Consider the following 21,496-nt stretch of genomic DNA (forward strand, 5'->3'; position numbering starts at 1 on the left):
TCGGAGCCAGGATCCCCGCGCCCCCTCGGCTCTTCCCCTTCTCCCCGCGGGTCGCTCCGGAGGGCTTCTGGTCTTTCCCCGGCCGGAACGGTGGTCACCGAGCGGGCTCGGGGCGCCGCGAGCGGTCATGGCGCTCTCGGTTCGAGTGGTTGACAGTGGTATGCACCGATTTCCTCTCCTTCCCATAACGTCCTCACCGAGCGTGTTCGTTGTGTGGGTCCGCCGTGATCGTTCCCGAGCGGGGTTCGGGGAGTGTGCCTCGGGAAGCGAGGAGCCTTGGTGAACAGGCGATTCCGTCTCCCGGCGCAGGTGCGCGCGGACCACTGGCGGCGCGCTCCGGGGCCTCCGTGAATCGGTCCCGCCAGCCCAGGGAAAAGGGGGATCACGGCATCGCGTGCCTCACAAATTAGGTAGATTCGCAGAACCACGGGATCGAATGTGCTATCCCGGCACAGCCCACCACAACCGTCCCTGATGTGTGGAAAGCTGCCCCCAATGGACTTCACCCTCCCTGCTCTGCCGCCGAACGTCACCCCTCTGACCGACGGCGACCCGCTCCAGGTGGGCCGCTACCGGCTGATCGGGCGTCTTGGCGCCGATGGCATGAGTACCCTGTTCGCCGCGGTCTCCCCTGACCACGAGCCGATAGCCCTCAAGATCGCCGCCGCCGAGTGGGCTCCCGGATCTGACGCGAGCGACGAGTCCGCCCCTGTGCGTCCGGCCGACGGTGTGTGCGCGGTGGGTGCGCGGGACAGCGGCAGCCACGAGGGCAGACCGTGGTCCGCGATCGAGTATGTCCCCGGCTTCGGTCTGGGGCAGCACGTGCGGGCGCACGGTCGCCTCGGCGGGGACGCGCTGCTGGTGCTGGCCGCCGGAATGGCCGAGGCTCTGGCGACCGTGCACGCGGCGGACACCGTGCACGGCGACGTACGACCCGGCAACGTGGTGGCCTCCGCCGAGGGGCCCAGGGTGCTGGACTTCGGGGTCACCCGGCGGATCGACGACGCGGCGCCCGTACAGAGCTCCAAGAGCCTGGGCTGGCTGGCACCCGAGAGCTACGACGGCTCGGCCGCGACCCAGGCCTCCGACGTGCACGGCTGGGCGTGCCTGGTGGTGTTCGCCGCTACCGGTGAACCGCCGTTCGGAACCTCCCCGGCGGGACACACGCCGGGACGCATCCCGGGGCAGATCCTGTGGGAGATGGCCCGCCGTGCGCGTGAGGCCCGCGTCGACCTGAGAGCGCTCCCGGAGGAGCTGCGCCCGCTGCTGCTGCGCGCTTTCTCCCCCGACCCGGACCAGCGCCCCTCCGCCGAGGACGCCTACCTGGAGTGCCTGCTGCTGCTCGGTATCGATGAGCAGTCGACCGCCGAAACCTGGCCGGACCAGCTCCGCGCCCTCATCGGCGAACACTGGCCCAAGCCGGACCTGAGCTGGCACGACCCGATCCGATGGGCCGACGCCGCACGCGCGCTGAGCGAGGGAGGGCCGCAGGCCAGCACGGGAGACAGCGCCGACGGCGGCGCCGCGTCCGGGGCCACTGGCACTGCTGGAGCCGGTACCGCCGCCGGTGCGCTCGGGGTCCATGGGACGTCTGGGATGCCTGGTTCCGGTGAGCGCGGAGGCGCTGCTGGGCCTGGGGGATCCGGTCGGCCCTCTGCGGCTGCTGAGTCCCGTGCGGCCGGGGTTGCCAGGGGCAGTGGCTCGTATGCGGCGGATGCGGACCGGGCCGCTTCCGTGGCCGGCGGGCATGGAAGCGGGCCTGAGTCCGCCGCGGGGTCTGACCCGGAGGAGGAGTGGGGCCCGGAAGCGGCCGCTGAGGCGTATGGGCACACCCCGAGAAACTTCGCCGGAGGCCAGGGCGGGGCCGCGCCCGGGATGCGCAGTGCTGGGACGGCGGGGCACGGTGGCGCCACCTACCTGTTCGGTCCCTCGCAGACCGGTGGCCATGACATGTCGTCCGTGAAGAACGAGGGAATCGACCTCGACGAGGACGACGACGGCACCGCGCGCAAGAGCAGGCTCGGTATCTGGCTGGGCGTGGGAGCGCTCGGCATGGCCGCGGCCCTCGGCGGCGGCTACCTGCTGTTCGACACCCTGAGCGAGTCGCCCGCCGACACCGTCGTCGCGGACGAACCCACCGAGGAACCGGCCGGGACGGACGAGGCGGACGACCTCGGGGATCCCCTCGCCCCCGAAGCCATGGCCTGCGACGACACCGAACGCGCGAGTGCGCAGGAGGCACACGCGCCCTGGCGGCCCTTCAACCCCGAGGCGGTCGACCCCGACCTGTACACCTCACTGCTGACCCCGGGGCCCGAGGGAGAACCGAACACCAACCCCGACGCCTGGCCGTTCGTCTCCCCGCTCGACCATGACACCGCGGACTACGGGCTGTACCCCCCGGGCCTGGACTCCTTCCCCGTGATGAGCGTGTGCATGACCGGCGTGCGGGACACCGGCGCGGGGGTCGAGTTCACGGTGGAACTGACCTACCACCCGAACGTGGGCTCCCACCGGGTGTACGCGGAGGACTTCCTGACCGTGGTGCCGCTGGACGCTGACGAGCACGGCGGGCTCGATCGGCAGGTCATCAGGGGCGGGAGCGGCGGCGAGTTGGGGCAGCCGATGAACACGCTCGTGGTGCTGAGCCCGGAGAACCCGGCCGCCGAGGTCAACGTGCTGGTCCCCGGAGCCCCGGAACGGGCGGGGGTGGCCTACCGGCCCTCCGCGCTCGCGGGGGCGCTGGCGGAGGACCTGAGCGGGCACTGCTACGACGTGGACGGCACGCTGGAGTGGCGGGACGAAGACCGGCTGGGCTCGGGCTTCTTCGCCCTGCCGACGGGGTCCGCGCCGGGCGACAGCGACATGACGCAGTGCCCGGCGGACGAGATCGAGGTCGATGCCGGGGCTGGCGGTGAGGCCGGGGACACCGGCGGGGAAACCGGCGGGGCCGGGGACACGGCGGGACAGGGCGGCGAGGGCGCTGGACAGGGGAACGAGGGCGTTCCTGGGCAGCCCGAAGCCGACGAGGGCTGAGCCCCCGATACAACGGGCCTCAGGTGGGGAGGGCCCGGGCTCCGGAAGGCCTCTTCCCACCTGTGGACAACCCGCCGCTCGGTAGGTGGGTTCGGGGTAAAAGGTTTGTTCAGGGCGACAGGTGTGTTCGGGGCGGAGCCGCCGGTCAGCCCTTCCTGTCCGGGGAGGACCGCAGCCGAGTACGGGCGTAGGTGAGCTTGCGCAGCACCGCCTCGGCCGGGCCGCGCAGGCCGAAGCGGCGGGAGACGTCGGCCAGGACCACCGTCAGGAGCCAGGTGAGCACCGCCACGAGAGCGGCGGCCGAAGCGCTCATGGTGGCGCCCAAGCCCAGCCCGTACGGGGCGAAGACCAGAGTGAACACCAGCGCCTGCGCCAGGTAGCAGCTCATCGAACGCTCACCCACGGCGGCGATCGCGGTCGTGACCGGCCCCAGGGGAGCGGTCTCGGGACTGATGCCGACTCCGCCGGTGTCGGGGGCGCTGGCGCGCCGGGCAGCGCGTTCGGTCAGGTGCATGGCCAGCAGCGCGAGCAGCGCGGCCCAGCCGGGCCCGCCCGCCCAACCGGCGAGGTCGTGCACGATCCACAGTGACATCAGGGCGACCTGCCCGGGCTCCGGCAGGAACTGCGCGGTGACCAGCGCGTCCGGAAGCCCGGCGAGCACGGCGATGCCCAGGCCGATGACCGCGACGCGGACCAGGAGGGTCCGGTGCTCGCGGGGGCGCTCCAGGATCCCGCGGCGGCCCGCCCACATGCCCAGCAGCATCGGTGGCATCACCACGAAAAGCAGGGTCACCGGGGTGTACAGGGTCCACTCGGTGAACCGTTCGGAACTGGCCGCGAGGAAACCGGTCTCCACCAGCGAGGGCACGGCAGCGGCGGATTCTTCGGCGCCGGGAGCGGAGCTGGATGCGTCGACCAGGCTGAGCGCGGTGGTCAGTGCCGCCGAGGTGAGGGCGAAGGCGGCCGCCGACCACAGCATCACGGAGTCCCGGACGCGCAGGAAACCCACGAACAGCAGCAGCCCGAGCCCGTACGCGCCGATGATGTCCACCGGCAGCAGCAGAACCCCGTGCAGCAGGCCGATCACCAGCATCCAGAAGCCGCGGCGGCGCAGCACCACCCGGGCGTGCACCCAACCGCCGCCGGAGTCGATGACCCGGCGCATGATCCAGACCGTGCCGTAGCCGAAGAGCAGCGAGAACAGCGGGATCGCGCGCCCGTTCACCAGCGTGCCCTGGACCAGCAGCAGGACCTGGTCGGCGAGGCCGCGGACGGTGTCGGAGTGGGTGAGGAAGAACTGGGCGTTGACCAGCGCGATGAACAGCAGCATGAAGCCGCGCGAGAGGTCGGGGGCGAGCGAGCGCCCGGGGCGGAGCGCGGGGGAGGGGCGGAGCGCGGCTGCTGGGCCGGTTTCGGGCGGACGGCGTTGCTTGCGCATGGGGAGCTCTCCGGTAGCGGTGGAACACGGCGGGCCGAGGGCAGGGGCGCTGTTCTGGGGGATGCCAACGAAGCTACGGATCCGCGGGTCCCGGGCCGATAGGGCGGTGTGGAGACTTCGGGTGGGGCTTGCCCCACCCGGACGCGTGCCTATGATGGTGGGGCGCCGCGTGCTTCCGACCAAAGAGCAGTGGGCCGGTCGGACGGCATGGAGGCGCCAGACCTGTTCGGGGAGCCAATCGTGAGCACACACTTCGCGTACCTCATCTGAGCGGCTGAGCCGCTCACCCGCCCCTGGCGGAAGTAACCAGGATCCCGGCGGACTCCCCGAACACTTCCCGGCTTTGTCAGCCTCGCTGTTCCTCGCGGCCTTCTCGGGCTCTCAGACCGCCCAGCGCTCTGCCTCGCCCTGCCCCACCGCGCACGTGACCCGTGCCTGCCACAGCCGCGCCCTCGGGGACGCCCGCCTCCACAGCATGCAGTGAGAGGACCGTCCTTTGACGGAGAACAACACCAAGAACCAGAACCAGAACCAGGGCCCGGACCAGGACCAGGGTCAGGACCAGGGGCAGCGCCCCGCACCGAAGATCAGCCCGTGGAACGAGCCGGTGGTGGCGGAGTTCCGCGCCAACCACGGCAGGGTGGGCGGCATGTTCGAGGGCGGTGACCTGCTGCTCCTCACCACCACCGGAGCCCGATCCGGTCGGGAGTCCACCAACCCGCTCGGCTTCGTACGGGTCGACGGCCGCGTCTACGTGGTGGGTTCCGCCGGTGGCTCGCCCCGGCACCCCGACTGGTACCGCAACCTGCTCGCCCACCCGCTGGTGGCCGTGGAGATGCCTGACGACGACACCCACGAGGCCATCGCGGTCCCCCTGGAAGGGGAACAGCGGGACCGGGTCTTCGCGGAGATCGTCCGCCGCGAACCCGGCTTCGGCGACTACCAGGACCAGGTGGAACGCCGCCTGCCGGTGGTGGAGCTACAGCGCTCCGAGACCGACGGCGCCACACAGGTCCGCAACCTCGCGGACAAGCTCTTCCAGATCCACACCTGGCTGCGTGGCCAGCTGACCCGCGTGCGCCGCGAGGCCGAGCTCTACCTGGCCGAACGCCAGGGCGCGGAAACCGCACCTCCGCTGGGGCTGAGCCTGCAGATCCGCCAGCACTGCGTGGCCTTCTGCGAGTCCCTGCACTTCCACCACACCAGCGAGGACACGGTCTTCCCGCGGCTCGCCGAGGGCTTCCCGCACCTGAGGGAACCGATCGACCGCCTGATCGAGGAGCACCGCGTGGTCGACCGCCTGAGGGGAGAACTGGAGACCCTGCTCACCGACCTCCGGACAGCGGATCCGGCACGTTTCCTGGCCGACCTGGACCGTCTGACCGAGGAGCTGCAAGCCCACCTGGCCTTCGAGGAGGAGTCGCTCATCCCGACCCTGTCCGAGATCCCCTTCCCGCCGCCTACCGGCGCCTGATCAGTGACCCGAGGGGCGCGGGCGGCCGGAGCGGGCCACCCGCGCCCCGTATGCCCGTCGTGACGGGGATTTCGGGCCGATCCCACCCGACCAGAACTCCTTCCCCTTACCGCGCATCCCACGTTCCGTGCCGCACAATGGCGGCCCGGAACCGGAGAGGACATGCTGTGGTCGAGGTTGGCTCCACGGTCGGCGGCCACCGTCTTGTACGCCTGCTCGGCCACGGCGGGTTCGGATCCGTCTATCTGGGTGAGGATTCATGGGGCGGGCTCGGCGCGGTCAAGATCATGCACCCCCAGCACGCCGGTGACCAGGGCATCCGGGACCGGTTCGCGCGGGAGGTGGAGCTCGCCCGCAAGGTGGCGTCCTTCTGCACCGCACGGGTCATCGACGCCGACCCGTTCACTGACGCCCCCTGGGTGGTCACGGAGTACGTCGAGGGCCGAACCCTCCACGACACCGTGCGGCTGGACGGCCCGCGCACCGGTGCGGACCTGGACCGGCTCGCCGTCTCCACGGCCACCGCGCTGGCCGCGATCCACGCCGCGGAGATCGTGCACCGCGACTTCACCCCTGCCAACATCATGCTCGCCCCGGACGGCCCGCGGGTGATCGATTTCGGGGTGGCGCGGGCGTTGGAGGGGTCGGCCACGCTGTCGAGCTCCCTGATCGGGACGCCCAAGTACATGGCGCCCGAACAGATCTCCGGAGAGCCCGCGACCTCCGCGATCGACCTGTTCGCCTGGGGTTCGGTGATCACCTTCGCCGCCACCGGCCGGGCGCCCTTCGACGGCCCGCACCCGGCGGCGATCCTGCACCGTCTGGTCTCCGAGGAGCCCGACATCAGCGGGCTTCCCGAACCCCTCCTGCCAGTGGTGACCCGATGTCTGGACAAGGACCCGGCTCAGCGGCCCACCGCCACCGAACTCCTCACCCTGCTCATCGACACCACCATGGTCCCGACGCCCGCCCCGGTACAGGAGAATCCAGCGGAGCACGGGGAACCAGGGGAACGAGCAGAGCCAGCGGAGCACGCGGAAGCAGCAGAGCGAGAGGAAGAGGAACCGGCCGAGGACCCGCTGGAGGAGCCTGACGAGCCTCAGGAAGAACTCGCCGAGGAAGCGGCGGTCGAACCCGCCGAAGCGCCCGCACCGGTCGAGCCCGCCGCTGCCGTCGAACCCCCTCCGCCTCCGGCACAGCCGCTCCCCGTCCGCACCGAGTGGCGGTTCCCGTATCCGAAGCCCGGGGAGGGGTTCGAGGTCGGCGACAGCGTCTTCCACCACCCCGGCGACCTGGCCGCGTCCATGAGCCGGCACTGGGAAGGGGCGGTCGCGATGCTCGCCTCGCCCTCCGGCCGCAAAGCCCTCGTGAACTGGCTGCCTCCCGGCTCACCGGCGCGACGGGAGATCGAGAACAACCGGAACCCCGACCACGACCTGGAAGCGGCCCGGTTGGTGGCCCTCCTGCGCCCGGACCTGGCCCCCTCCTACCGGGGTGTCAGGATGACCCTCACCGAGATCTCCCGCATGGCCGCGCGCCGTTGGGAGCACCACGACCCCGTCGTGAGCTCGGCGGTCCAGGGCGGCCTGCTCCAGGCCCTGGCGCCGCACCACTGCGCCGAGCCCGAACACCTGTGCATGGCGGGCCGCCCCTGCTCCGTGTACGAGGAGGTCGCCCGCCGCCTGCCCATCGCGGCGCGCCTGGCCGAGGGCTACGCGCTCTGGTCCGCGAGCCTGGACGGCCGGTTCACCGATCCCCGTATGCGCGTCGACGTCCGCCCGCTCACCCTCGCGGCGCGACTGGCGACGGAACTGGTCAGTGACCGCGACGCGGACGAGTCGCTGGAGCGGGCCGCGGCCCGGGTGCCTCCGGGCCCCTGGCGGGAGGCTCTGCGCGAGAGCGCGCTCCCCGTCCCGTTCGAGGACCGCCGAGCCGCCGCGGTCGCCCTCGACTCGGTCACCGGGGTCGCCCAGAGCGCCGATCACGTGCAGAAGAGACTGGCAGGTCTGAGGAGCATGGAGGCGAGCCGTGCCGCACTGGTGAAGGAGGCCGCCTTCACCAGCGTGGTCGCTTTCCTGGGCGCGTTCTTGTTCACGCTGCTCTGCGCGGGGTTCGCGATCTCCCTGTCCGAGGTGGTCAATGGTCTCCCGGCCAGCGTGCTCCTGTCCGTGACGGCCTTCGCCTGGGCCGGGTTCTACACCTGGCAGAAGCGTCGGGAGCTACCGCAGATCCCACCGCTGGGCGAAGTCGACGCCGTCCGGAAACTGTTGGTGGATGGCGATCGGGAGGTGGCCGCGCGGGTCCTGGACCGCTCCCTGGAGCTTCTTCCCAGAGCCGCCCTCCGCGGCGCGACCCCGCGTCGTCGCTGATCTGCCGCGTCCCGTTCCGGCCTGCCCTGTCCCGACCTGTCCCGACCCGGCCCTGATCCTCAGCCACCGAACAGCGTGCCGAGGTTGATGTCGGTGCCCAGGACCATCGAGCCGATGATGAGGATCAGCAGTCCCGGGAGCATGGTCACGGCGGTCACCATCGTCACCCTCGGGTTGAGCTGCTGGGCCTTCCTCCGCATGTACTGGGCATCGGCCAGGCGCATGTCCTTGCTGATGTCCACCAGGGTGTTGCTCAGCGGAGCTCCCAGCTCCTCGGCCTGCTGGATGGCGGTCACGAACTTGCTCAACGACTCGTTGCGGTTGCGGCGGCGCAGAGCCTCGAAGGCCTCCCGGCGGGACGTGCCCAGCTCCATCTGGCGCAGCGCGATGGTGAACTCGTCCGACAGCACCCCCGGCATCGACGCCGCGACCCGGCCGATCGCCGCGCGGAACGACATACCAGCGCTCACCGTCACCGCGAGAACGTCGAGGAAGTCCGGGAGCTGTGTCTGTACCTGGTCGGCGCGCTCCTGGGCCTGCACGTACAGGTTCAGGTCGGTCAGCCCGGTGAACGCCAGCGCCATGAGGGTGAGGACCAGGCCGTTGCCCGACAGCAGGACCAGCACCGCGAGCGTGCCGTAGATGGCGACCTCGCCGACCTTGCGTTGCACGTACCGTTCCGTGGTCAGTCCGTCCGGGCGCCCGGCGGCCTCGATGCGGGAAGCGATGGACGCCTTCTGCTTGTCGCTCAGGGAAGCCAGGACCGACGGGGCGAAACGGCGCCCGATCCGTTCGGTGATCTTGTGTAGGAAGAAGGTGTCGTCGCTCTTGGTGGCCACCGGGGCGTCGGTTGGGTCGTCCACCGGCACCCGTGTCTGCGACTGGGTCAGGTACAGGCCGTAGACACCTATCAGCACGACCGCGGCCGAAGCGAGCGCGGCGGCCAGGGGTAGCAGCGGCAGGAGGTTCATCGCGGCGTCTTTCAGGGGTGGGGGGCGGGTCTGCGGGGCCGGGACTGCGACGTCTACCCGGCTGCTACATCTTGAACCTGGTGATGCGGGAGACCAGCGCGAAACCGATCGCGAACAGCGCCGCCACCACCAACAGCACCGCGATCCCGGCCCCGGTACTGGTCATCGTGCGCATGACCCCGGGCGAAATCGCGTTGATCATGAACAGGGCACCCACGGACATGAACCCGAGAGCCCACACGGTGGAGGTCGTCTCACTGAGAATGGTCTTCACCTCACGCCTGGTCTCCTTGCGGCTCTCCAGGGTGGTGGAGATGTTACGCAGCGCCGTAACCAGCGAACCACCGGACCTGGACGCCACCACCAGCGTGGAGAGCAGCACCCCCAGCTCACGGGAGGGCATGCGTTCACGCAGGTCGGAGATGGCCTCCTCGAAGCTTGCGCCCAGTTTCATGGACTCTGCCATGCGGCTGAGCTCCTCCCCGGCCGGGCCGTCCAGTTCGTCCGCGGCGATGGCCACCGCGGTCGGCAGCGCCAGCCCGGCCGAGGTCGCGTTGCCCAGGACCCGGGCCAGGTCGGGCAGCTGACCGGTGAACTCCTCGCGCCGCTTGGCTTCGGCCCGGCGCAGGTAGGTGAAGAACAGGAACGCCACCCCCGCAGCGGCCAGCAGGCCGAAGAACGGGGCGAGAATCTGCCACACCACCACGATCGCCAGCAGCGACCCGGACACCAGCGCGGCGACGAACGTGGCCGGGCGCAGGTCCGTGCCCGAGCGCGCCAGTCTGCGCGCCAGCCGGGATCCCCACTCGGTGCGCCGCAACCTGGCGTCCAACGTGGACAACGGGGTCGAGGCGTTGTACTCCGCCTGGGCCAGGGCACTGCGGGCGGCGATCAACCGCCGGTTCTCCGCGCTGGCCACGAACTCCCAGACGGCCCACAGCACCAGCAGCAGAACCAGGGCGGTGCCGCCGAGGATCGCCGCTATTTGCCAGTTCACCCGATCTCCCTTCGGGTCGGTGCCGCACTTCGAGGATCCGTGCTTCGAGAGGGCGTCCGCACGGACGCGGGACGTGTGTTCACGGGCTGCCCTGGGCTCGGGTGCCGGGGACGACCCCGAACACCGCGGGAATGTTCTCCCCGACGTTGTAGATACGACCGGCGATGTGGCGCGGCAGCGGATAGTGCCGGAACTGGCCCCCCACGGAACGATCGGGGTTCATCGGCAGCGCCGCGAACTCCATCAGGCGGTCGAGGCGGAACTCCTCGCGTCGGCGTGAGGAGACCACGGCGATCTCGTTGATTCGCCGAGAACCGTCCGGCCACCGGCCCAGGTGCACGATGGCGTCCACCGCGTTGTTGATCTGGTCGCGGAGTGCTTCGTAGGGGATGTTGCCCTCACCCATGGTCGCCAGGGTCTGCAACCGGTAGATGGCGTCGTCCGCGGAGTTGGCGTGCACCGTCACCAGCGACCCGTCGTGACCGGTGTTCATCGCCTGCAGCATGTCGATGGTCTCGGCGCCGCGGACCTCACCGACGATGATGCGGTCCGGGCGCATCCGCAGCGCGTTGCGCACCAGGTCGCGGATGGCGATCTCGCCCCGGCCCTCGATGTTGGCCGGCCGTGATTCCAGCCGCACCACGTGCTCCTGCATCAACTGGAGCTCCGCGGAGTCCTCGATCGTCACGATCCGCTCGCTGCTGGGCACGAAGGCCGACAGCGCGTTCAGAAAGGTCGTCTTACCAGTACCGGTACCACCGGAGACCACGATGTTGAACCGGGCTCGCACCATCGCCGACAGCAGCACCCCGGTCGCCTGGTCCAGGCTGCCCATCCGCACCAGTTCCTCGACGGGGTAGGGCTTGGGGAAGCGCCGGATGGTCAGTACCGGACCGGACAGCGACAGCGGCGGGATGATCACGTTGACACGCTCGCCACTGGGCAGCCGGGCGTCCACCATCGGAGAGGACTCGTCCACGCGCCGGTTGACCAGGGCGACGATGCGGTCGATGGTCTGGTAGAGCTGTTCCTCGCCGTTGAAAGCGACATTGATCCGCTCCATCCGGCCACCGCGCTCCACGAACACGTTGTCGGGGCCGTTGACCATGATCTCGGTGATGCTCTCGTCGGCCAGCAGCGGCTCCAGCACACCCAGGCCCAGGGCCTCGTCCACGACCCTGCGGATCATCACCGACCGTTCGCGGTCCGACAGCACCGGCCCTTCACGGGACAGGATGTGCCCGACGACCTTCTCCAGACGAACCCGGCGCTGGGCCAGCGTCAGCTGGGTCAGGTCCTCCAGGTTGATCTCCTCCAGGAGCCGTCGGCGCCAGTGCGTCACACTGCTGCGGTCCGCGCGGTCCTCGACAGCGCGGTCCTCTTCCAGCCGGTCCTTGAGACCCATGTTCCTCAATTCCTCCTTCGGCGGTGCCGCGATGGTGCCCGGGTGCGCTCTCCCCGTCTCACACGTTCGGCATGTCCACCCGCCGGGTCAGCGTCAGGTTCAGGTCCACCGACGAGAACACGATCGGCATCGGGTGCGAAACCTCGACGTAGTAACCGTCGCTGTCGTTCGCGCCGCTCGTGACGTCGGCGTTTTCCAGCCAGCTCGGTAGGGCGGTGCGGGCCGCCCTCTCGGCGCCTTCCAACTGTTCGCTTCCGGCCACCCGCGCCCCGGCCCGGGCCGCGGACTCGATGCGTTCGATCGCGACGAAGGCGAGGAAGGCTTCGATCGACACCACCACCGTGAGCAGCAGGATCGGCAGGACCGCGGCGAACTCCAGGATGGGGCCGCCCCGGTCGGAGTGCCGGCGGGGCCGGGGGCCGAACACCAGGCGGCGGAGCCTGCCGTGGCCCAGAACGCGTGTGCCGCGGGCTCCTGAGGTCATCACGGATCCACCCTCTCCGGTTCGGGTAGCCCGCGTGGCGGAACCTCGGTGACGACCTTCGCCTCACCGGTGATCTGCCACGGGCCGGTCGTGCCCGGCAGGAACACCGGCATGGCCAGGCTCACCCGGGCGAAACGGGTACCGTCGCGCTCGAGGATCTCCGTGGTCAGGACGTCCTCGGCATCCCAGGGCGCCCGGACCCGTTTACGCGCCTCCTCGTCGATGCGCTCCATGTCGTCCGGGGTGACCGAGGCCTGGCGGGCCGCCTCCGCCGCTCCGTGAGAGGCGTACATGGAGGTGATGCCGATGAGCAACACCTGCCACACCAGGGCTAGCGCCAACATCATGAACGGGACCATCGCGGCGAACTCCACGAAGACCCCGCCACGGTCGTCCCGGCCGCTCCGAAGCCGCCGGTTGTTCGGGACGCTCATGCGTCTTCGAAGCCCGCGGTGCGCACGGAATCCCTGGTCGGGTGGTAAACGCCAGGGTCTCCGGTGGCGCTCAACCACCGAAACCCCCTCCCGGCCCAGGGGCGCCCCGGCCCCAGTGGTCGGGTGCGCGCACCGGGGGCCCGTGACCGTTGACCCGCTCGGGGCCCGAGGCGTTGAGGAAACCGGACACGTCCCGGGTGAACGGGTGATTTCCGGGTCCGCTCTTCGGGGGAGTCACCAGCGCGGCCAGGTTCGACGGGATCCCGCCCGAGGGAGTCGAGTTGCCGCCCTTACCGCTGTTACCGCCGGTGGCGGTGGGCGCCGAGAGCAGGTCCAGTTCCGAGGCGAGCCGGGCGAAGGCCTTACGCAGCCCTTCGTCGGTCACCTTCGTGGGATCCCCGTTGTTCTCCCCCGGCTCCAGCGACCGGTAGGCGGCCGGTACGGGGGTGCGCAACACCTTGGTACCCAGTAGTTGCTGGAGGAAGTCCGGCTGGATCTCGTTCTTGCGGCTGTGCCGGGTGACCAGGGAGTGCACGTCCTCGTGCGAGCGGATCTGCAGGCGCTCCCACATCGTCATCAGCCGTTGGGCACCGCGCAGCGCGGGCACATCCGGGGTCACGGTGACGACGGCGCTGTCGGCCAGCTCCACGGCCATCGCGGTCGCCTCGCTCATGTTGGAACCGCAGTCCACGATCACCAGCTCGTACCGGGAACGCAAGGCGCTCAGGATCCTGCGGGTGGCCCGGGCGGTGACGTCCTCGCCGCGCTCGCCGTGTTCGGGTGCGAGCAGCACGTGCGGGCCGCGCGGGTCCACGTAGAGGGTTTCGGAGAGCATGCCGGGGCTGATGTCGTCGGCCGCGTCCACCAGGTCCGTGATGGACCTGCGGTGCTGGAGGTTGAGGAAGGAGGGCAGGTCACCGGCCTGGAGGTCCAGGTCCACCAGACACACCACCCGGTCTCGCCGGGCCGCGGCCATCGCCAGGTGTACGGCGCAGGTGGTGGTGCCCACCCCGCCCTTGGCGCCGCTGATCGTCACGATCCGCCCGCGCACACCCGAGGCGGGCAGGTCCAGGGAGGCCGACTCCAGGTGACGGCGGAGCGTACGGGACCATTCCGCGGCCTTGGCGATCCGGGTCTCCAGCTCGCTCACCCCGGAGTCGGCGGAGAGCACCCCCCGGGCGCCCGCCTCCATGGCACCGGTGAAGGTCTCGGGGTCCATCGACGAGGAGACCAGCAGGATCGCCAGCTGCGGGTGGCGGTGCGACAGGTCGCGGATGGTGTCGAAGACCGGGGCCGGGCCCAGGTCCTGGTGGACCAGAACCACGTCGAGCTCGGGGTGCTCGCCCGCCCCGTTGATCAGTTCCGCGCTCGTGTTCCGGGTGGCGACGAGTTCGGCCCCGGCCAGCTCCTCGAAACGCGCGGTGAGCACCATCTCTGATGCGGATGTGGGCATCCCCGCTAGGACTCGGAAGTTCACCGGTGCCTACCCCCCATGCGGCGTACGCCGCTCGTCGGTCTGTTGGTCCGTGTCCTGGGTTTCGTCGCGCTCTTCGATGAGTTCGGCGAAGTCGCCGCTGCACACCTGCGGTTCACCGGCGTCGCCGCCGCCCGCGGCACTGACCAGGGCCAGCCGGAGCTTGGTGGAGAACTCCTCGGCGTAGGCCAGCTGGAGCGCGGAATCCGGGCTGAGCCGGAAGGTCACGGGAACCACGCCGGCCACCCCGCCGCCCTCGGACTCCTGGCTGCGCAGTTCCCCGATATCGAGCACCTCCACCTCGGTGAGGATGCGGGTCGCACAGGCCTCACCGTGGTCGCGCGGCTGGAACGTGCCGTAGATGTCCACGATGGAACCGCGCCGGACCTTGCCCGCCACCCCGGTCTCGGCGTTGACCATGATGGCGATCTCCCGCTCCCCGGCGGTCAGGGTCGGCTGGGGCTGGATCATGCCGCGCTGGAGGATGGCCCCCTGCTCCAGGTGGGTGGAGGCCACCAGTTCCTGGCCCTCGGGGGTGTCGATCTGCTCGAGGTCGGTGATGAAGACCTCCGGGTCGAAGTATGCGGAGGGAACCTCGTACGTCTCCACCGAGTCCCGGCCGATCGGCTGGTAGGCCTCGACGTCCTCGGCAAGGCGCAGCACGGTGGAGAACTGGCCCAGTTGTTGCTGCTGGTTGCTGATGTAGGTGAAGACGGAGGCGAACACGGCGACGGCGCCGATAGCGGCCACGACCATGAGCAGGACGCCGCGTCGCTGACGGGGGTTCATAGGGGGTGGTTTCCGTTTCCAGTGTCGTCGTGGGCCGGTCCGGCGGGCCCTAGCGGGAGTAGGTTCTCGGGGGTTCCGGCTGTGGGGAGCGGTCCTGGAACTCGGGGCCCTCCGTCCGGCCGGGTGAGGGGGGAGGCCGGTGACCGGACCGGCGGGGCGGGGTTCCCTGTGCGGTGGGGGTACCGCTCGGTGCCGAGCCGCTTTGGTGCGCGGGGGCACCGGAGGCTGGCGGCCCGGGGGGTGTGGGGGCGCCGCCCGGCTGAGGGGGGCCGGGGGGAGCGGGGCGCGGAGCCTGGTGGGGCTGGATCTGAGGGCCCGTCGGGAGGCCTGGAGGGTTCTGCGCGCGCTGCGGGCGCTGAGGGCTCGGGGGGTTCTGCGGACTCGGGGCGGGCGGGCGTCCGCCCCTCGGCGGAGCGGAACCGGTCTGGTGCGCCCGGATGGGCTTTCCGGTGGAGTTGCCCCGGCAGAACGGGCACTGCTGGGCGGACACGGGTTCACCGCACCAGGAACACGCTGCCGCCCGGATGGCCCCGGCGGCATAGGCGAGCGCCTGCGGGTGGGCGCTCAACGCCACGAACTCCACGTACTTGTCGGTGCCCCAGTACGCGGGCCCCAGGGGCTGCGCGGGAAGGGTCCTGGTGGCCACCGGTTGGATGGCCTGGGGCAGGTTCTCGTCGAACAGCTTGGTGATGCCCGGGTCCGGGGTGGAGCACAACAGCTGCACCGGCTGCACCGGGCGGAAGGGCAGTCTGCGGGCGACCTCGGCCGGGCGCAGCCGGCCCACCTGGGTATTGGGGGCGCAGTAGGCGAGGAAGGACACGGTGGGCGCGTACGAGCCCATGTGCTGTTTCAGGCTCGTCGGCAGGGTGGACAGGTTCGAGACCGTGCGCAGCCAGGCTCCGGCCAGGAGGTGCTTGGGAAGTTCGTCGCTGAGAGCGGCCACCATCCCCGGCGGTAGGTAGGGGGCGAGGTAGGACAGCTGGTCGGCGATCAGGGACAGGGCCAGGGGGGACAGGTTGACGCCGACCCCGGCGATGTGGTCGGTGCGCAGGGCGCCGCGCGCGAAGTTGATCGCGCGCTGGGCGTCCGAGTCCTGCCAGGCCGGGTAGAGCGCCACGACCTTGCGGCCCGCGTCCACCTCCTTCCTGGCGAAGGCGACGAAGGCGGCGCTGCGCACGCCGACACTGTCGCCTTGAAGGGCGAACCGTTGTGCTCCGGCCTCGCCCACGTGGCCCGTGCTGGGGACATCCGCCAACAGGGCTACGGTCGTCGCCGACCGAGGTAGGGCATTGGACACTGGGAAAGCTCCATCGGTTCTACGCACTAGGGCGATTTCGGAAGTTGCAGAGGCGCCCCGCGTCTGTAGGTGCCACTCGGACGCATCGTAACGAATGGGTGCGGCACAGGGGGAGGCCCGGTATTCACGACCTCAGGGGCAGGGTGGTGCGATGCGGTGTCCTTTTGTCAACGGGCGCACGGTGACTGGGTTGGCGGGGTGGGGGATCCGAGGCTGGCCTAGGGGGATGGCTTCCTTTGCGTGCACCTGGCGCCTCTTGTGGTCGTGCGGGGCTGTGGTGGCCGCATGTGGCCACGTGGCCTTGGGTTTTTGTCCCTGAAGTCACTTTGTTCCTTTTGGTCTGCGGATCTGTATCGGGCAGGGCGCGGACCGTGATTCGGCTGTTCGGCGGGCGGAGGGCGGGCTCGGAGGGGGCTGGGGGACAGCTGGGGCGAAGCGAGTAGGCGGTAAAGGAGAGGGATCAAAAGAAGAAAAAGGGCCCCGGCTATCCAAGGATGCCTTTCCGGGGCCGTCACTACCAGTGTCACCGGGCCTCACTGTGGACAACTCGGTGGAAAAATGTTTCCCGCGGGGCGAACGGGGCCACCCTCGCCCCGTGGGTCGGAAGTGTCGTGTGCGTCTCGTTCGGGATTGCCGACCCCGCCAGCGGGAACGATACAAGGGGACTTCGCGTCATATCTTGAGAAGTCACACGCCCCCTGAGGAGAAGAACACGATGCGCAAGGCAAACCGGGCCGCTGCCGGTGCGGCCGCTTGGCAGGTCATCCAGAACACCGACAGCAAGGTCTCCCTGTGGGAGCGCGCCCGCTCGATCCCGCGCATGCTCGGGGCGAAGCTGCGTGGCCGCTACCCCGAACTCGGCGGCGGCAAGCTCTTCATGATGCTCGTGCTGGTCGGCTACATCGTCTCCCCGATCGACTTCATCCCGGAGCTGATCTTCTCGGTCTTCGGTCTGATCGACGACGTCGCCGTGGCCGTGTGGCTGACCACCATGGCGCTGGGCGAGAGCGAGCGCTTCGTGCTCTGGGAGCGAGAGCGCCAGGCGCAGGAGGCCTTCGACCACGCCAACCAGCAGGGCCAGGGGCACGGCCGGGGTTCTGGGACGGACAGTCACCAGGGCCAGCCGGGCCAGGGCCAGGCCTATCAGGGGCAGCAGTACCAGTACCAGGAGCAGGAGTCCGGTCAGAAGCAGAAGAGCTGACCAGTGCGGCGGCTGAGGCCGCGGCGACGCCGAACCGCGTCGGGTCCGTGCGCGGGCCCGAGCAGGTGCCCGACGAAGGGGTCACATCGGTTGACCAAGTGCTGAACCGTGTCGGCCCCGAGGACGCCCACCCGGGCGCCGAGCGCTGTTTCCGGGAGCAGGTGCTGCTCTGACCGGAGTCCGGGCGAGGGGCCGTACTGAGCGGCCGTGATGTGGGGCCCGCCGCCCGGCGGGCCCCACATCAGGCGGCCAGACCGAGGGCGGTGCGCAGGGCGCGGCGCACACTCCCGGAACGCTGGCCCCGGCCGCCCTTACGGCTCCGGCTGTGCCGCCGGGCCTCACGGGCGAGGCGGGCCTCGCGGGCGGTGCGCTCGGCCTCGGCGCGGTGGAGGTCGGCGGCCTGGGCGGTGAAGTAGGCGTGCATGTTCTGCTCCTGTCGGTCTGTTCGCCCTGTCCGGGCTGGTCCGCCGGGGTTCGTTCTCCCCGACTGACTACAGACTCCCGCTAAGGCCCCGGTCCGCACATCGGGAGAGAACACCAGAACCGTGTCGGACCGAGCGCCTTAGACCGGAGCTCTCCCGCTTCCCGAACGCCTTAGAGCCCCGTGCACGCCTTAGGCCTCCTGCGCGCCTCGGGCACAGGCGGACCCTTCGGAAAGACAACACCGAACCCGAGGCCTCGGCATGCCACTGTCTCGGCACCGTTCTCAGGGTGGGGCAAACACCACGGCGAGGCACGCAGCGCCTTCGAACAGGCTGCCCGGGGATGACGACGGTCTGGGCGGTCTCCCCCTCGTCCGTCTCCAGCTCCATCCGGGGCAGGTACCCCAGGACGTGGCCGTAGCGTTCCCTTACGGCTTCGGCGCTCGCAAGGTGAAGTCGACGCTGTTCACGATGATCGGGGCTGAGGCGCTGTACGTGGTCGGCCATCCTGGTCCGGGTGACGGTCCCGCGTGGCACGAATCCACGATACGAGCCGCGCCCCTCGCGGGGGAGGGGCGCAACTCGTATCGGTTGTGGACAACTCGGCTCGGCGGTCCGGTGCTCGGCCGCTGTCCGGCCGATGCTCGGTCGGTCAGAACTCCTTAGCGAGCGGGCCCACGACGGGGATCCACTCACGCACGGAGACGTCGCTGACCAGGCCCTCGGTGCGGAACGGGTCAGGCTCGGTGTAGGCCAGGGCCGCCGCGGCGGAGTCCGCGCGCAGGAGCAGCAGAGCGCCGGGGGCGTCGTCGGGGCCGAAGGGGCCCGAGACCAGGTTGACGCCCTCTTCGGAGAGCTTGCCCACGTACTCGCGGTGCGCGGGCCGGTGCCGGTCGCGCGCCTCGGTGCTGTTCTCGGCGTAGGTGTAGGTGACGGCGTAGATCGCCATGACTGGGTCTCCTCTGTCGTGTCGCCCGGGGCAGGGGGTGTCGGTTGCGCTGCCAGGATGCCAGCTCGCGTCGCCGCGGGGCCGGGCGAGGGAGCTTTGCCGGACGGGTTGCCCCTCAGGGGGCGCCCGTGATGGCAGACTTCGTTCCGGGGAAGGGGATCGGTGATGGCCAGGTCGACGTCGGGGGAGTCCGTCCTCACCCGCGCCATGCGGATCCTGCGCGCCTTCGATACCGCCTCCGCCTCGCTCACCGTCTCCGAGATCGCCCGCCACGCCGGCCTCCCGGTCGCTACCGCGCACCGGATGGTCACCGAACTCGTCGAGCTCGGCGCCCTGGAGCGAGAACCCGGTAAACGGGTGCGCATCGGCTACCAGCTGTGGGAGCTGGCCTCGCGGTCCTCGCCCGCCCGGGACCTGAGCCGCGCCGCCCTGCCCTTCATGGAGGACCTCCAGGCGGTCGTGCGCGAACACACCCAGCTTGGGGTGCTGGAGGGCACCGACGTCCTCTACCTCGAACGCCTCTCCGACCGCAATGCCGGGCGCAACGTCGCCGAGATCGCCGGACGGCTGCCCGTGCACGCCACCTCCACCGGCCTGGTGCTGCTCGCGCACAGCCCGCCCGAACTCCAGGAGAGGGTGCTGGGCGGAGAATTGCCCGCGCACACCCGGCAGACCATCACCGACCCCGCCCGGCTGAGGCGCACCCTGGCCGCCGTGCGCCGGGACGGGTACGTGATCGCTTCCCAGATGATCGACCCCGCCGCCGTCGGGCTGGCCGCGCCGGTCCGCGACCGCGGCAACCGGGTGGTGGCCGCCCTGTCCGTCGTCGTCCCGTTCCGCCGTGATCGGGGCCCTGGTGAACCGAGCTCGGCCCCAGACCCGGAGCCGGGTCCGCACGCGCACATCCCGGTGCTGCTCGCGGCGGCCCGCGGCATCTCCCGGACCATGGGCGCCCCGGTTTCGGGAGAAGGCGTGATCCACACCCGGGGACACCTTTGGAGTAGCACCCAGCCTCCCCCCGGCCGCGACGGCTGAGGAGCGCGCCCGAGGGGAAGTTTCGCCGGAAACCTTCCCATTGAATGGAAGAGGCCTGGTGCCGTGATCCTGCCGGATCGCATGCTGAGCGCATGAACTCCCACCCCCGCCGGACCAGCACCCAGGTGGCCGTCGTCGGCGCCGGGCCCGCCGGCCTGATGCTCTCCCACCTGCTCTCCCTCTCCGGGATCGACTCCGTCGTCATCGACCTGCGCGAACGCGCCGACATCGAGGCGACCATCCGGGCTGGCATCCTCGAGCAGGGCACCGTCGACCTCATGAACGGCACCGGTGTGGGTGAGCGCCTCCTCGCCGAAGGCCAACGCCACGAGGGCATCGCCATCCGCAGCCGCGGCGAGTCCCGGCGCATCGACTTCCCCGCCCTCACCGGCCGCGCCGTCCACCTCTACCCGCAGCACGAAGTGCTCAAGGACCTCATCGCCGCGCGCCTGGCCGCCGGGGGCGACGTGCGCTTCGGGGTCAGCGACGTCAGCGTCCACGACGTCACCACGGACACCCCCGTCGTCCGCTTCACCGAGGCCGACGGCTCCCGGGTGGAGCTCTCCTGCGCGGTCATCGCCGGCTGTGACGGTTCCCAGGGGGTCACCCGCACCGCGGTCCCCGCCCACGCGCGCACCGACTACTTCCACGCCTACCCGCACGGCTGGTTCGGCATCCTCACCGAGGCCCCGCCCAGCTCGGAGGAGCTCGTCTACGCGCATTCCGATCGCGGTTTCGCGCTGATCAGCTCGCGCACCCCCACCGTGCAGCGGATGTACTTCCAGTGCGACCCCGCCGAGGACGCCGCGGCCTGGAGCGACGAACGCGTCTGGGCGGAGCTGCGCGCCCGCGTCAACGGCAACGGTTTCGAGCTTGAGGAGGGGCCGATCATCCAGCGCGGGGTCATCCCCATGCGCAGCTACGTGGTCGACCCGATGCGCCACGGCCGCCTCTTCCTGGCCGGGGACGCCGCGCACACGGTCCCCCCGACCGGGGCAAAGGGCCTCAACCTGGCCGTCACCGACATCGCCGTGCTCTGCCAGGCGCTCGAACGCTTCTTCCACCAGGGCTCGGCCGGCCTGCTCGAAAGCTACGGCCGCACCGCCTCGGACCGAGTCTGGCGGGCTCAGCACTTCTCCTGGTGGATGACGTCCATGCTGCACACGGACACCGACGCGGACGCCTTCGGACGGCGCCGCCAGCTCGGCGAGATCGACCAGGTCACCGAGTCCGTCGCCGGGAGCACGTTCCTCGCCGAGGCGTACACCGGTTGGCCGATCGCGCACACCAACCCCGACTCCGTCATCAGCGAGGCGATCACAGTGTCCGCGAACCGCACCCCCTGACGGCACTCTCCGTACCAGCGGTTCCTCACCGTGCAGGAGGAACAGTAAGAGAAGGGCCGTCTCACGGCCCGACGAGGCCGGACCAGATCGAGTCGACCAACCGCAGGGCCGCCCAGGCGGTGCCGAGCAGGACCAGGGCCGTGAGTGCGGCCGTCACCGTGTGGAGCAGGATCGCGGTGGCCCGGCGGGCGGTGCGGAAGCGGGGTTCGGGGTTGCTCATCGGGCTTCCCGCGCCGGGGACAGAGCGCCCGGTTCCACCGGTGCCGGTGCTGTCCCGGGAGCTGTCTTGGCAGCGAGCGTGTCGGTGTACGCCTTCGCCTCCGGGGCCGCAGCGGCAGTACCCGGCGCAAAGGCAGTACCCGCCGCAGTCGGGAC

General features: G+C 70.6%; 18 protein-coding genes. 6 read left to right on the plus strand and 12 right to left on the minus strand.

The features are described from left to right. The first annotated feature begins 495 nt into the window (after positions 1 to 495). On the plus strand, positions 496 to 3,036 hold the full coding sequence (locus D457_RS37540) for a serine/threonine protein kinase (RefSeq protein WP_083926791.1): 2,541 nt from the start codon (positions 496 to 498) through the stop codon (positions 3,034 to 3,036). 145 nt (positions 3,037 to 3,181) lie between these two features. Here D457_RS37540 and D457_RS32780 read toward each other — a convergent pair whose 3' ends face one another. Then, complete coding sequence (locus D457_RS32780) at positions 3,182 to 4,474, minus strand: DUF418 domain-containing protein (RefSeq protein ID WP_017582027.1); 1,293 nt, start codon at positions 4,472 to 4,474, stop codon at positions 3,182 to 3,184. A gap of 496 nt (positions 4,475 to 4,970) precedes the next feature. Here D457_RS32780 and D457_RS0117810 point away from each other — a divergent pair, with 496 nt between their 5' ends. Both D457_RS0117810 and D457_RS34150 read left to right on the plus strand, forming a co-directional pair. Further along, complete coding sequence (locus D457_RS0117810; protein WP_017582029.1) at positions 4,971 to 5,948, plus strand: nitroreductase/quinone reductase family protein; 978 nt, start codon at positions 4,971 to 4,973, stop codon at positions 5,946 to 5,948. 167 nt (positions 5,949 to 6,115) lie between these two features. Then, positions 6,116 to 8,317: a serine/threonine-protein kinase gene (locus D457_RS34150; RefSeq protein ID WP_051072959.1), complete on the plus strand. Its 2,202-nt coding sequence runs from the start codon at positions 6,116 to 6,118 to the stop codon at positions 8,315 to 8,317. 59 nt (positions 8,318 to 8,376) lie between these two features. On the opposite strand, the gene D457_RS0117820 is transcribed toward D457_RS34150, so the two are convergent. The 8 genes from D457_RS0117820 to D457_RS0117855 form a co-directional block, all read right to left on the minus strand. Beyond that, positions 8,377 to 9,288 carry a type II secretion system F family protein gene (locus tag D457_RS0117820; RefSeq protein ID WP_017582030.1) on the minus strand — a complete coding sequence of 304 codons (912 nt, stop codon included), beginning with the start codon at positions 9,286 to 9,288 and terminating at the stop codon, positions 8,377 to 8,379. Positions 9,289 to 9,352: 64 nt separating this feature from the next. After that, positions 9,353 to 10,285 carry a type II secretion system F family protein gene (locus D457_RS0117825; RefSeq protein ID WP_017582031.1) on the minus strand — a complete coding sequence of 311 codons (933 nt, stop codon included), beginning with the start codon at positions 10,283 to 10,285 and terminating at the stop codon, positions 9,353 to 9,355. Between the two features lie 79 nt (positions 10,286 to 10,364). Beyond that, positions 10,365 to 11,690 carry a CpaF family protein gene (locus D457_RS0117830; protein WP_017582032.1) on the minus strand — a complete coding sequence of 442 codons (1,326 nt, stop codon included), beginning with the start codon at positions 11,688 to 11,690 and terminating at the stop codon, positions 10,365 to 10,367. 58 nt (positions 11,691 to 11,748) lie between these two features. Continuing rightward, complete coding sequence (locus D457_RS0117835) at positions 11,749 to 12,174, minus strand: TadE/TadG family type IV pilus assembly protein (RefSeq protein ID WP_017582033.1); 426 nt, start codon at positions 12,172 to 12,174, stop codon at positions 11,749 to 11,751. Then, positions 12,174 to 12,608 (minus strand): TadE/TadG family type IV pilus assembly protein, encoded by a 435-nt coding sequence (locus tag D457_RS0117840; RefSeq protein WP_017582034.1) that lies wholly within the window; start codon positions 12,606 to 12,608, stop codon positions 12,174 to 12,176. The genes D457_RS0117835 and D457_RS0117840 overlap by 1 nt, the downstream gene beginning before the upstream one ends. A gap of 70 nt (positions 12,609 to 12,678) precedes the next feature. Beyond that, the gene (locus tag D457_RS0117845) at positions 12,679 to 14,085 is read right to left on the minus strand and encodes an AAA family ATPase (RefSeq protein ID WP_026116763.1); all 1,407 of its coding nucleotides are present in this window, start codon (positions 14,083 to 14,085) and stop codon (positions 12,679 to 12,681) included. Positions 14,086 to 14,091: 6 nt separating this feature from the next. Beyond that, complete coding sequence (gene cpaB / locus D457_RS0117850; RefSeq protein WP_017582036.1) at positions 14,092 to 14,871, minus strand: Flp pilus assembly protein CpaB; 780 nt, start codon at positions 14,869 to 14,871, stop codon at positions 14,092 to 14,094. A gap of 49 nt (positions 14,872 to 14,920) precedes the next feature. After that, positions 14,921 to 16,126: a hypothetical protein gene (locus D457_RS0117855; protein ID WP_026116764.1), complete on the minus strand. Its 1,206-nt coding sequence runs from the start codon at positions 16,124 to 16,126 to the stop codon at positions 14,921 to 14,923. 757 nt (positions 16,127 to 16,883) lie between these two features. On the opposite strand from D457_RS0117855, the gene D457_RS0117860 reads away from it, so the two are divergent. Beyond that, on the plus strand, positions 16,884 to 17,369 hold the full coding sequence (locus tag D457_RS0117860; RefSeq protein WP_017582038.1) for a YkvA family protein: 486 nt from the start codon (positions 16,884 to 16,886) through the stop codon (positions 17,367 to 17,369). A 241-nt stretch (positions 17,370 to 17,610) separates the two neighbouring features. Here D457_RS0117860 and D457_RS0117870 read toward each other — a convergent pair whose 3' ends face one another. Both D457_RS0117870 and D457_RS0117875 read right to left on the minus strand, forming a co-directional pair. Then, positions 17,611 to 17,793, minus strand: a complete 183-nt coding sequence (locus tag D457_RS0117870) for a hypothetical protein (protein WP_017582040.1) — start codon at positions 17,791 to 17,793, stop codon at positions 17,611 to 17,613. Positions 17,794 to 18,443: 650 nt separating this feature from the next. After that, a complete protein-coding gene (locus D457_RS0117875) occupies positions 18,444 to 18,740 on the minus strand; it encodes a YciI family protein (RefSeq protein ID WP_017582041.1) in 297 nt (98 codons plus the stop codon). A gap of 165 nt (positions 18,741 to 18,905) precedes the next feature. Between D457_RS0117875 and D457_RS0117880 the strand changes: the two genes are divergently transcribed. Together D457_RS0117880 and D457_RS0117885 are read left to right on the plus strand one after the other, a co-directional pair. Then, positions 18,906 to 19,775 (plus strand): IclR family transcriptional regulator, encoded by an 870-nt coding sequence (locus tag D457_RS0117880; RefSeq protein WP_017582042.1) that lies wholly within the window; start codon positions 18,906 to 18,908, stop codon positions 19,773 to 19,775. A 92-nt stretch (positions 19,776 to 19,867) separates the two neighbouring features. Next, the gene (locus D457_RS0117885; protein ID WP_017582043.1) at positions 19,868 to 21,121 is read left to right on the plus strand and encodes a 4-hydroxybenzoate 3-monooxygenase; all 1,254 of its coding nucleotides are present in this window, start codon (positions 19,868 to 19,870) and stop codon (positions 21,119 to 21,121) included. A 61-nt stretch (positions 21,122 to 21,182) separates the two neighbouring features. On the opposite strand, the gene D457_RS36215 is transcribed toward D457_RS0117885, so the two are convergent. Further along, entirely contained in the window at positions 21,183 to 21,341 is a 159-nt protein-coding gene (locus tag D457_RS36215) for a hypothetical protein (RefSeq protein WP_017582044.1), read from the minus strand. Positions 21,342 to 21,496: the final 155 nt, after the last annotated feature.

This window comes from Nocardiopsis valliformis DSM 45023 (assembly GCF_000340985.1).
Taxonomy (GTDB): Bacteria; Actinomycetota; Actinomycetes; order Streptosporangiales; family Streptosporangiaceae; genus Nocardiopsis; species Nocardiopsis exhalans.